Annotated in this window: 1 protein-coding gene; it reads left to right on the top strand. The window is 33.0% G+C overall.

Annotated elements, in window-relative coordinates; translation table 11 throughout:
- The coding region (locus A9G47_RS14295; protein WP_176700689.1) for a DUF6708 domain-containing protein at window positions 1–528 on the top strand (528 nt) is incomplete at both ends.

The raw sequence follows: 528 nt of genomic DNA, 5'->3' as shown, positions 1-528 counted from the left end.
TCCACAAATTTTTGGTTGGTTTGGTGATCTAGATAAAGGCCCACGTTTAGTGCCCCTGCATGACGATCGCTTAAGCTATGCCAATAATAACTACTGTGCCTTTATTCGTAAGATTCCTTCTGATCAAGTTTTTTATTTATGTATTTACATCATTGCTGTTATTCTTTTATGCTCTGCAGTGGTTATATTATCTATATTGACTTATTTATGTGATCCAATTTTAGAAACTAACATGTTTTTAGCTGCGTTAAGTGGTGTTATTTTATGCTTTATTGCTATGTATTTTGTTATTCCAGAAATCTATCATAATCTATTTTCCCATCGTGGCAGCCCTATTATATTTAATCGTAAAACGAGTAAAGTCTATGTTAATGAAAGTGATTTTTTTAACTTTAAGTTTTTACGCCATCCCGTAGTATTTTTACAACCCAAAAAACGCCGAATAAAAGAGTATGATTGGGATGATTTGCATGGTGTTATTATCCATAATATGTCGCGTAATGCTTTAAGCTCGACCGTGTTAATGGT

This window comes from Gilliamella sp. WF3-4, assembly GCF_001690275.1.
GTDB lineage: Bacteria > Pseudomonadota > Gammaproteobacteria > Enterobacterales > Orbaceae > Gilliamella > Gilliamella apicola_C.
This window is presented reverse-complemented; position numbering and strand designations above follow the sequence as displayed.